Here is a 10838-nt window from a genome sequence, read left to right as displayed (position 1 = left end):
TAGAGTCAAAATTGCATAACGAGTAATACAAGGAGCATACGATGGGAACATTAGCCGAATTTCAAAAAATTACCGATACCGAAGATTTCTTTGATTTTTTCGATTTGGAATACGATGAGCGTCTTGTGAACGCAAAGCGTTTTCATATCATGAAAAAATTTGGTGAGTTGGTCGATAAATCCAAAGATCATGATATGGGAAGCGATGAAAAATTACTTGAGTTCTATAAATTTGCCCTTATTACCGTTTATAAAAACTTTGAGAACGGCTATAGTCCATCAGCTGCCGATGTCTGGGCAATGTTTGATAAACCTAGTGCTTGCGGAACCTGTTCGACATCAAGCAGCTGTAATGATGTAGAGGAGGTCAGTCATGGAGTCCACGCCTGCACAAGCCAAACAAATATCAGCTTCTGATTTTTTAGAAAAAACAGCTGACTCGGCACAAGCCGATTTAGAATCGTCTGTACACGACAGTGAATCAATGCCTATTAACAATGAGGCACGTAAAACTAACCTTTATAAAATGTCAACAAAAGATGAAATTCTTTCGGTTTTCAGAATCGGGGAAAGAGTCCGTCTTGTGAAAGCAATCCGGAATGACGGAACCTATCCGCATGCAAAAGTCGGTGATGTTCTCGTTGAAGCGGGTTCTGAGGGATACGTCCGTAAAATTGGTGATTTTTTACAGACTATTCGAGTTTACGAAGTCAACTTTATTGAAGAAGGGCTTACCTTTGGATGCCGTGAAGCAGAACTTGAAAGTGCACTCGAAGAGGATGGCTATGATGAAGTCGCCGAAGAATTAAAATGGCTCAAAGAACATCGGGCCAAGAGAGCCGCTGAAAAAGCTGCGCAATCTCAAGAAGAGGAGGAGTAATCTACACTTTTTGAGATTTGTGCATACTGCATTTGATATAAAGTCATGAGTATATCGTGCGGGAAATATGAGGAGGTTCAAGATGGTCAGTGTGATTTTTTGCGGATTTGGTGAAAAGCAAGACAAACGTGTTTTTGCTAAAACCGGTGACGTATTATTACGTGTCGCTCAAAGTAACGGTATTTCAATTCCTTCTGATTGTACAGATGGAATGTGTGCGAGCTGTGCAGTTCGTGTTGAAGAAATTTCCAATGATGAAAAAATGGATTCAACAACCGAAGACTATTCATCAAAAGGACAAGCTGTTTATATGGATGATAAAGAGCTTGAAACATTGATGCAAATGGGTGCAATCAATAAAAAAGAAGCTGAAATCGCTCAACAATATAATCGTCCGACTCCGGTACGTTTAGCTTGTCAATGTGCGATCAAAAACTCTTCAATATTGGTGAAACCATATAAATAACCGATTCGTGGTGGCTTTATGAGTATTACTCATGAAGTGTTAAAAAAAATATAATATACAAGGAGTTGGGATGACAACACGTGTAGAAATTATGAATGACTTTTTGGCGATCAATGTCCACCCGGGCAAAACGATCCAAGACATCGTAGAGGCTTCAGGAAGTGCGCTTCCATTCGGATGCCGTGACGGTGAATGCGGTACATGTGTCGTAATGATTGAATCAGGTATGGAATACATGAGCGAAATCAACGACAAAGAAAAAGCGGTTCTTAAAACAGTTGGTGAAACCAGCCCTAAAGCCCGTCTTGCATGTCAGATGAAAGTCGTCGCACCAAACGGATTGGTACGTATTAAATACTAAACCCATCTTTCAACTCAGCTTTTGCTGAGTTGCCTCTTTTTTAATCATATTACTGCCTAAAATAAGCCTATAATTTTACAAGAACACAATATGCATTTTTTGTAATAATGTATATTTTTTAGGTGGCTTATTATGCAAACAACTTTATCTTACAAACAAAAGCAACTTCCCCGATTATCGATGCAAACATGGCTGCCTCTTTTGCAATGTTCATTGAATGATCTTGAAAAACATTTGCAAGTTATTACGAATGAAAATCCCTGCTTAGAAGTGAAATCCGGCTTTGAAGAGTCCAATTCTCAGTCCGGCGGTACGGCAGCTTACGGAGCATTTCAAAACTATGTTTCGAACTCCTCAAGTGAACAAATCGAATGGCTCAGTATCTCTTCGACCTCGTTATATGAAAAACTTGACGAACAAATCGTAGCTCCTCTTTTCCCAACGCCAATATCGCAAAAAATAGCCCGACAAATTATCTATTACATCAACGATGAGGGATATTTTGAGGGAAGTGTCGAAGAAGTAGCCGCACAATGTGATACGGATGCTCATACGGTTGAACGTGTACGCCAGCGCTTTGCTCATCTCGAGCCTTCGGGTGTAGGTGCGGTGGATTATAAAGAGTCTTTTTTATTTCAATTGAGTGACCACGATCTTGATGATGAACTCAGTATTTTGCTTGGTGCGATGATTTTGCAGTTTGATAAAATGGAAAAATTCATCAATCATCCGCGTCTTCATGATGCAAAACATGTATTACAGCACCTTAAAAACCCTCCGGCACTGGAGTATATGGAGCCTGAATCTCAGATTACTCCGGATTTATTTGTTGAGTTTGCAGGCTCTGAATTAAACATACGGATCAATCATGCGTTTTATCCCGATTTACAGGTCAACATGATCGACAAATACGACAACTTTGCGAGACAAAAATTCAAAGAGGCTCGTGAACTGGTAAAGCTCCTTGATTTGCGTAAAGCGACACTGTATAACGTTGCTTTGGTTCTAATCGAAAAACAATATAGCTTTTTTATGGGGGGAGAACTTAAACCACTCCGCCTACAAGATGTAGCCGATGAACTGGGCTTTAATGAATCCACGATTTCACGCGCAATTGCCGATAAATACATTCAAACAGAGCGTGGCTTGTACGCATTCAAAGACTTTTTCTCGAACTCTATCGGGGAAGTATCAACGTCAGAAATCAAGCACTTTCTTAAACGCCTTGTTACGAGTGAGAATAAAGACGATCCGTTCAGTGACAAAACGCTTCATGAGATGATTGAAGATCGCTTCGGGGTCAAAATGGTACGACGTGTAATCGCGAAATATCGTCAAGAATTGGATATCCCTTCTTACAAAGAGCGTCTATTTTTGTACAAATTGGAACTCCTCTAAGAGGTGTTTCCCCTATATTGTGCTCTTTTAACGTAATTTATAGCTTCTTTCTTTTATAATTTCCTAATTTTTTTCAGTTATATTCCCATATTTTTATCGTATAAGGAGACGACATGCAAATCAGCGGTGCACAGATGGTTATCGAAGCACTCATCGCCGAGGAAGTCGAAGTGGTATTCGGCTACCCAGGTGGGGCGATCATGAACGTCTATGATGAGATTTATAAACAACGCTCATTTCAACATATTTTGACCCGTCATGAACAAGCTGCAGTGCATGCAGCAGAAGGATACGCAAAGGCATCTGGCAAAGTCGGGGTTGCGATGATTACCTCGGGACCTGGATTTACAAACGGTGTGACCGGTTTGGCAGATGCCTATATGGACTCAATTCCTTTGGTTCTTATCAGCGGACAGGTTCCGATGTCATTGATCGGAACCGATGCATTCCAAGAGATCGACGCAGTCGGTATCAGCAGACCGTGTACAAAGCATAACTATTTGGTTACCGATGCCGCAGATCTGCCGCGTATTCTCAAAGAGGCATTTTACATTGCACGTACCGGCCGACCGGGTCCTGTCCATGTCGATATTCCAAAAGATGTCACGGCACAAATTGCAACATTCGATTATTCCAAAGAAGTTGATTTGGAAACGTATAAACCGACAACCAAGGGTAATACCCGTCAGATCAAAAAAGCGATCGAGGCGATTGCAGGTTCAAAACGTCCATTGCTCTATATAGGCGGAGGAGTTATTAATTCCAATGCAGCTGAATTGGTTCGAGAGTTTTCAAAAATGACACAAATACCGGCTGTAGAAACCTTTATGGCACGCGGAACGCTTCGTTATGATGATCCGTTGTTGATCTCTATGCTGGGGATGCACGGATCGTATGCGGCAAATATGGCGATGTCTGAAACCGATATGGTTATTGCCTTGGGTGCCCGTTTCGATGATCGTGTTACCGGAAAGCTTTCTGAGTTTGCAAAAAATGCGCAGATTATCCATGTTGATATTGATCCTGCGAGTGTTTCGAAATTGGTTCATGCCCATTATCCGATTGTCGGTGATGTCAAAAATGTTGTTGAGCAGATGATACCGTTGGCAAAAGAGCAGATTGATCCTGCACGTTATACACAATGGCACAATACGATTGCAAACTTTAACAAACTGCATCCTCTCTCTTATAAAGAAGAGGGCGATCGTCTAAAACCTCAATGGGTTGTTGAACGCATCGGACAGCTTTTGGGAGATGATGCGAATATTTCGACGGATGTCGGACAACACCAAATGTGGACGGCTCAGTTCTATCCATTTACCCGACCGCGTCAATGGGTCAGTTCCGGTGGACTTGGGACTATGGGATTCGGATTCCCGGCAGCACTCGGTGTAAAACGGGCCGATATGGAACGCGTCAGCATCAATATTACGGGTGACGGTTCGATTTTGATGAATATTCAAGAGTTGATGACGGCAGTGGAATTCAAGCTTCCGGTCATCAATGTTATTTTGAACAATAACTTTTTGGGAATGGTACGCCAATGGCAAACCCTGTTTTATGACAAGCGCCATTCGCAAACCGATTTATCGATTCAGCCTGATTTCGTCAAACTTGCGGATGCATTCGGCGGAGTCGGTTACCGTGTAACAACCAAAGAAGAGTTCGATGCTGCACTCAAAGATGCTATTGAAAAAAATGTCGTTGCAATCATCGATGTTGCGGTTAATCGATTCGAGAATGTATTGCCGATGGTACCGGCAGGCGGATCGCTGTTTAATATGATGTTAGAGTACAAGGAGAAATGATGGAACAAACAGAACGTCGCGTTATTTCCGTTATTGTCATGAATGAGGCGAGCGTACTTTCGCGCATCGCAGGCTTGTTCTCAGGTCGAGGATACAATATAGAGTCCCTTACTGTGGCTCCGATTCCTGATTCGAAATATTCTCGTCTCACGATTGTAACCTCAGGATCGGTACGTGTGATTGAACAAATCACAAAACAGCTTCATAAACTTATTCCGGTACTCAAAGTATATGAACATGCTGATTTGGTAGAAACCGAAATGGCATTGGTAAAAATACCGATGTCTGAATCGCTGGGAGATATAGAAGCATTAACGCATGCGTATAACGGCCGGATTGTGAATGTCGGAAGCGATACGATGATTGTAACAGTTTCTGATGAGCCGTCACGAATCAACCATTTTCTTGAAGCAATCAAACGTTTTCATCCAAAAGAGATTGTTAGAAGCGGCTCCGTCGCGCTTGAGAGATAAGATACAATGACGCTTAATGAAATAGCTTCTATTCTAGGGAATAAAGAGACTCCTAACACGATTGAGATAATCGGTATGAATACTCTCCGTGATGCAAAAGAGGGTGAGATCTCTTTTCTCTCTGATTCAAAATACGAAAAAGATCTTTCATCCACGAAAGCTTCTGCCGTTATACTCCCTGCGTCGAAAGCACATCTTTTGCCATCGGGTGTGATTGCACTAGAGTCTGATGAAGCGTATTTGAGTTTAGCAAAGATTTCAAAGTATTTTGCCAAATCAGTACGTAGCAGTGATGTTGAACCAATAATCGGCGAAGGTAGTGTCATCTACCCCACCGCACATATTGAAAACGGTGCAAGAATCGGTAAAAACAGTACGATTATGAGCGGTGTTTACATCGGTGCTGAAGCGGTTGTCGGTGATAATGTAATCCTTTATCCCAATGTAACGGTATATCGAGATTGCATAATCGGAGATAATGTGATGATTCATGCGGGAAGTGTCATCGGCAGCGACGGATTTGGATATGCCCATACAAAAATGGGAGAGCATGTTAAACTGTATCAAAACGGTAATGTTGTTATTGAAGACGACGTTGAGATCGGTGCGAATACGACTGTTGATTGTGCTGTATTTGGATCGACGATTATCAAACAGGGCGTTAAAATTGATAATTTAGTACAGATCGGACACAATTGTGTGGTAGGTGAATACTCTATCATGGTATCTCAATCCGGTCTTGCCGGATCGACTACATTAGGTAGAAATGTTGTCATGGGAGGGCAAAGCGCTACAGCGGGACATCTTAGTATTGCTCCCTTTACCACATTGGCAGCACGTTCCGGTGTTACAAAAAGTATCATAAATAAGGGTGTCTATAGCGGGTTTCCATTAATGGAACATAAATTGTGGCTGAAAATGCAGGCGAAACTTGCTAAAATATTAGAATCTTAAGGCAAAGGGGACAAGGCATGAAAATAGCGATAGTAGGCTTAATGATGATCGGCAGTTTATTATGTGCTGATGGAGAGCCTACCGATATCCGAATGCCTGATATTGTTCTCGATGCAATCAAGCACTGCGAATGTCTTATTGAGAGCGGAGAATGCAATCCCAATGTTATACGTATTAATGCGGATGAGGAAGCACAGCGTGCAGCCGCAGCAGGGTTTGCAGTCAGCGGTCATATCATCAAATGCGGATCAAGCACAGAGTGCAGTCTGCAAGCTCAAGCGTTGATTGACGGCGGTATTGTAAACCTGGATCTCGGGCCTTATCAAATCAACTATAAATACCATCCTAATCCGATACTTCATGAATATTTTGAAGATACAACTGCTCGTGAACAAGCAAATGCAATATTGACCAAATTGGTCAAAAGTTTTGGATATTCATGGGAGACGCTTGGACGTTATCACCATTTCAGTGCCACCGATCGAACTCGGAATGAACGTTATTACCGAAAAATGTATGCTTTTATTTACGGAAATAACCTTAAAGCTCAAGGCTCCGAATAATTACTGTTTTTTTAAGATTGCTTTAGCCAAAATCGGCTAAACTCTTTCCTATACAGTTATTTATTAGGAGAGATTATGAGTTCTGCAGTCACGATTATGAAAGAGATTCCATTGGATGGAACAAAAAAAGGGATTATATCTATCAGTAAAGTAGATGAACCTTACGGTGAGGGCAGTGACAGTGTAGCAAGTATCGGAATCTCATTATCCGGTGATGCCAAAAATCCGGAGTGGAAAGTCCATCTTCCGATGGGTAATATTGATGCAGTCATTGAGGCGTTAAAAAGTATAAAATGATTTATATTTTCGTTCACCCTGACTTCGTTAAAGGGTGACGAAAAAGCTCATGGTTTGAGTGCTCGCCCCACGAACCTAGAAGAATTATTTTTTAGCAGCAACGAATGCAGCGATTCGTTTGATACCTTCACGAATACTTTCGATATCAGTGGCAAAACTGAATCTAAAATATCCCTCACTGCCAAACCCGACACCCGGAACAACAGCAACACCTTGATCTTCTAAAAGTGCTTTACAAAACTCCATGGAATCGTTGCTGACTTCTTTTATGTTGACGAACAGATAAAAAGCACCTGATGGTGAAAGTACCGAAAGACCTTCAACTTCATTAAACAGTTTTACCGCTTCGTCACGACGCGCTTTAAATGCTACTCGCATCGCTTCGATATCGGCATCTGCAGCACCGTTAAGCCCTGCGATAGCCGCTTTTTGCGTAATGCTGTTAATATTTGAAGTGCTTTGGCTTTGGAGCTTTTTGGTTGCTTGGATAATTTCAGTATTGGCTGCAGCCATATATCCGAAACGCCATCCGGTCATCGCTACTGATTTACTGAGTCCGTTGATTGTGATAGTACGTTTAAACATATCATCACTCACCTCCGCAGCCGATGTAAACTCACCGTCATAAATCAATTTTTCATACATCTCATCACTGGCAACGAGTACATCAGTCCCTTCTAAGACTTTTCCAAGAGCCGTAAGTTCTTCACGTGAGTAGACGGCACCGGTCGGATTTGATGGTGAGGTTAGAATCAACATTTTCGTTTTTGGGGTCAATGCCGCACGTAATTGTTCAGGGGTGATTTTAAATCCGCTTGCATCATCCGTCATGATTTCAACGACAGTTCCTCCGCAATACATTACGAGTTCTGGATACGTAACCCAATACGGTGCAGGAATAATGACTTCATCGCCATTTTGTATGGTACAGGCAAAAAGGTTGTAAAGCGAGTGTTTCGCACCGTTGTTTGCAATAATCTGATTTGGTTTATAGTCGAGATGATTATCCCGTTTTAGTTTTTGTGCGATAGCCGCTTTAAGATCAGGAATTCCGTCAACAGCAGTGTATTTGGTAAAGCCGTCATTAATGGCTTTGATTGCTGCATCTTTGATCACTTGAGGAGTGTCAAAATCAGGTTCTCCTGCTGAGAAACTGAGGATGTTTTTTCCTTGCGCTTTGAGTTCTTGCGCTAACGTACTGATAGCAATGGTAATCGATTCGGAGAGTATATTGACGCGATCGGTTAGCATAAGCAGCCCTTGTAAAAAATTTTGAAATTATAACATGGCTGACTTTAAATTTTACAAGAGTGATTAATTTAAAAACTGCGGTTTTCCGGTATGGAACCCTTGCGCATAGGTAATGCCTAAATCCGTAACATTTTTGAGTATCTCTTCGGAGGAAACGTATTCGGCAACGGTGTGAATACCAATACGATGGGCAAAGTCAACAATGGCTTCTACAACTATGCGATGTCGAGGATTCTGGTCGATTGATTTAATCAAAGATCCGTCGATCTTGAGAATATCAACATTCAATTTGAGGATGTTTTCAAAATTGGAATATCCGGTGCCAAAATCATCTATGGCTATTTTTGCACCCAAAGATTTCATTTTTGTAATGAAAGAGGCAACTTCATCAAAATTCTCAATCCCTTCCGACTCCAAGATTTCAAAAATAATTCTATTAGCCGTTTTCGTTTGGCGTAGAATATTTTCAATGGTAGCTATGGTACGTGTGTCCAATATATCACTTCCTGATAGGTTGACTGAGAATTGTTCAGTGCGGGTTGAAAATAAATTACACGCTTGGTAGACAACTTCTTGAGTAATATGATGATAGAGTTTAGTTTTTTGGGCTATCGGTAAAAAGTCATAGGGTGCAATAAGAGATCCGTCTTCATTTTGAATTCGAACCAACGTTTCATATTTTTCTATTTTCCCGCTGCTGCATGAAACAATCGGTTGATATTGGCAGACAATTCGATGTTCAACCAATGCTTGTCGTATCTGTGCAGACATGGCGATGTTTGCTTGATATTGTTGCTCTATCCCTTCTGATTGGTCATATACAGAATAAAGCAGTTTAGCATGGCGTGCTTTATTAAGTGCGACATCCGCATGGATCAACGGTTTGTCACTATCAATCGCGATTCCGACAGTAGCACGTATATGAATGGTCTCATCAGCAATGATAAAATGTTTCTCACTCATTAAAGAGAGGAGTATTTCAATGTCATGACGAAATTGAGATGCGCTGCTTCCTGATTTTACTTTAAAGGCAAATTCATCACCGCCAAGTCGATACGGGGAGAGTTTCATATCAACGAGCCAATGGGCAATTTGGCTAAGAAGTGAATCACCGGCATCTATACCGAAGAAGTCGTTTATCTCTTTAAAATCGTCAATATTTAATATCGCTACCGTATTGGTTTGTTTTTCCGATAAGTCTTCTTGGAGTTTAAGACGGTTCGGAAGGGAAGTAAGGTTGTCGTAATAGAGATGCTGCATCGCTTCATGCGTCTTGAGGGTTACTTTTTTCTCAAGATTTTGGTTGATGGTTTCGATTTCATGTGAATAGTGCAGCACTTGATCCTGCATCCCTTCAAACGCATGTATGATTTGATTGAATTCACGTTGGGTATAGGGAATATTAAAGTCGATTTTTTGACCTAGTTTAAATCCGCGGACTTTTTTTGCAATTAATTTGATAGGCAAAAGCAGGTGATTAATCCAAGTCAGCATTAAAAACAATAATACTGAAACACTGGCTCCGATCCACCCATATAATGTATAAAAACGATTCATTGCTTTCGTAAAAGCTTTTCCTGAATAGGTGAGGCTAATTGATCCAATCGGTTTTAACGAACCGGGTTCCAATAGCTCTTTGTTTATTTGAATGGTTTCTTCTGGGATAGTGGTTGTTCCCTGATGATAATTGACAATAGATTGCCCATGGTTGTCAAGTATCTCTAAAGCTATGACTTCATTTAGTTTTGTGATGGCTGAGAGCTTGTCTGTGTAGTCTTTTGTACCTAAAAAAAGAGAAATTGCTACAGAAGGGGCAATTGTATTGATTAATAAAGAAGCTTTTTCACGTTGTGTATTCATGGTTACATCACGTACTATAGATAAGGTCACAAAGGTTATAACAGCGAAAAAAAGAAAAGCTGAAAGGATAAGCATGGAAATGATTTTTGTAGATATTCGAAGATTATATAGGTGTTGGATCATATGAGTCTCGCAAGTTGAAATAGGGCTTCATTAAAATGAAATTTCCCTTCTTTTAGAACACTTTTATTAATGTAAATAACAGTAGAACGTTCGATAGCTATGGAACCTAATATTCCACGCTCGAGATCAGATACATTATAAGAAAATATCGGGATTGAATTTGAGATACCCCATGCAGATATTTTATCAACAGATCGGTTACTCATAGTTGTGAGATAAACAAAAGAAACATCATTACGAGTGAACAGTTCATCGACGCTAAGTGCTATTGCAATAAAGTTTAAGTTTCCTACTTTGCCATTATATTTTTGGTTGATTTCATCTGCAATATTTTGTGCAAACCCTTTACGATTCGATTCGCATACAATTGCCAGGATAGCATTAGTTGATTTTGGTCCTGTTTTA

General features: G+C 40.7%; 13 protein-coding genes. 10 read left to right on the top strand and 3 right to left on the bottom strand.

What is annotated here, in order from left to right:
- Positions 1-41 precede the first annotated feature (41 nt).
- From PHP90_RS12530 to PHP90_RS12485, 10 genes are all read left to right on the top strand, one after another.
- Positions 42-416: a nitrogenase-stabilizing/protective protein NifW gene (locus tag PHP90_RS12530; protein WP_299930533.1), complete on the top strand. Its 375-nt coding sequence runs from the start codon at positions 42-44 to the stop codon at positions 414-416.
- Complete coding sequence (locus tag PHP90_RS12525) at positions 373-879, top strand: nitrogen fixation protein NifZ (RefSeq protein WP_299930530.1); 507 nt, start codon at positions 373-375, stop codon at positions 877-879. The genes PHP90_RS12530 and PHP90_RS12525 overlap by 44 nt, the downstream gene beginning before the upstream one ends.
- An 82-nt stretch (positions 880-961) precedes the next feature.
- Positions 962-1345, top strand: coding sequence for a 2Fe-2S iron-sulfur cluster binding domain-containing protein (locus PHP90_RS12520; protein ID WP_299930527.1), 384 nt, complete (start codon positions 962-964; stop codon positions 1343-1345).
- A gap of 70 nt (positions 1346-1415) precedes the next feature.
- Positions 1416-1706 carry a 2Fe-2S iron-sulfur cluster-binding protein gene (locus PHP90_RS12515; protein ID WP_299930524.1) on the top strand — a complete coding sequence of 97 codons (291 nt, stop codon included), beginning with the start codon at positions 1416-1418 and terminating at the stop codon, positions 1704-1706.
- Between the two features lie 132 nt (positions 1707-1838).
- Positions 1839-3104 (top strand): RNA polymerase factor sigma-54, encoded by a 1266-nt coding sequence (gene rpoN, locus PHP90_RS12510; protein ID WP_299930521.1) that lies wholly within the window; start codon positions 1839-1841, stop codon positions 3102-3104.
- A 113-nt stretch (positions 3105-3217) separates the two neighbouring features.
- Positions 3218-4912 carry an acetolactate synthase large subunit gene (locus tag PHP90_RS12505; RefSeq protein ID WP_299930518.1) on the top strand — a complete coding sequence of 565 codons (1695 nt, stop codon included), beginning with the start codon at positions 3218-3220 and terminating at the stop codon, positions 4910-4912.
- Positions 4909-5385 carry an acetolactate synthase small subunit gene (gene ilvN, locus PHP90_RS12500; protein WP_299930514.1) on the top strand — a complete coding sequence of 159 codons (477 nt, stop codon included), beginning with the start codon at positions 4909-4911 and terminating at the stop codon, positions 5383-5385. The genes PHP90_RS12505 and ilvN overlap by 4 nt, the downstream gene beginning before the upstream one ends.
- 6 nt (positions 5386-5391) lie before the next feature.
- Entirely contained in the window at positions 5392-6339 is a 948-nt protein-coding gene (lpxD, locus tag PHP90_RS12495; RefSeq protein ID WP_299930511.1) for a UDP-3-O-(3-hydroxymyristoyl)glucosamine N-acyltransferase, read from the top strand.
- Positions 6340-6356: 17 nt separating this feature from the next.
- Positions 6357-6902, top strand: a complete 546-nt coding sequence (locus PHP90_RS12490) for a hypothetical protein (RefSeq protein ID WP_299930508.1) — start codon at positions 6357-6359, stop codon at positions 6900-6902.
- A gap of 75 nt (positions 6903-6977) precedes the next feature.
- Positions 6978-7199 carry a hypothetical protein gene (locus tag PHP90_RS12485; protein ID WP_299930505.1) on the top strand — a complete coding sequence of 74 codons (222 nt, stop codon included), beginning with the start codon at positions 6978-6980 and terminating at the stop codon, positions 7197-7199.
- Between the two features lie 84 nt (positions 7200-7283).
- On the opposite strand, the gene PHP90_RS12480 is transcribed toward PHP90_RS12485, so the two are convergent.
- The 3 genes from PHP90_RS12480 to PHP90_RS12470 all read right to left on the bottom strand — a co-directional run.
- A complete protein-coding gene (locus tag PHP90_RS12480) occupies positions 7284-8450 on the bottom strand; it encodes a pyridoxal phosphate-dependent aminotransferase (protein ID WP_299930502.1) in 1167 nt (388 codons plus the stop codon).
- Between the two features lie 63 nt (positions 8451-8513).
- Positions 8514-10310, bottom strand: a complete 1797-nt coding sequence (locus PHP90_RS12475; protein WP_299930499.1) for a bifunctional diguanylate cyclase/phosphodiesterase — start codon at positions 10308-10310, stop codon at positions 8514-8516.
- Positions 10311-10429: 119 nt separating this feature from the next.
- On the bottom strand, positions 10430-10838 hold a 409-nt coding region (locus PHP90_RS12470), incomplete at its 5' end, for a hypothetical protein (protein ID WP_299930497.1).

The organism is Sulfuricurvum sp., from assembly GCF_028712165.1.
Taxonomy (GTDB): Bacteria; Campylobacterota; Campylobacteria; order Campylobacterales; family Sulfurimonadaceae; genus Sulfuricurvum.
This window is presented reverse-complemented; position numbering and strand designations above follow the sequence as displayed.